General features: G+C 64.8%; 1 protein-coding gene. It reads left to right on the plus strand.

What is annotated here, in order from left to right; all coding sequences use genetic code 11:
• The coding region (locus MOV76_RS39580; RefSeq protein ID WP_247266641.1) for a hypothetical protein at positions 1 to 310 on the plus strand (310 nt) is incomplete at both ends.

Here is a 310-nt window from a genome sequence, read left to right on the forward strand (position 1 = left end):
GGAAAGCCTTTCCCGGCGGTGGGCCGGGATTGCCGAGAAGCGCGAGCAGCTGGCGAAGCTGTGGGAGCGGGCAAGCGTGGCGCTCGGCTTCACGATCGAGCGGGAACGGCGTGTCGCCTACAACGAGGAACGGGCTGAACCCCAAACCGTCTTGGAGGCGGATGTTGCTCGCGGCCGATATCTGATCCCACCCACCACGGGCTTTGCCAGGAGTGCCGAGGAAGATGCGCGGCTGGCACAACTTTCGTCTCCTGCCTGGAAGGAACGGGAAGCCATCCTCCGGCCGCTGCTGGAGACGATCTATCGTGAC

The organism is Rhizobium sp. PRIMUS64 (assembly GCF_023006465.1).
GTDB lineage: Bacteria > Pseudomonadota > Alphaproteobacteria > Rhizobiales > Rhizobiaceae > Rhizobium > Rhizobium leguminosarum.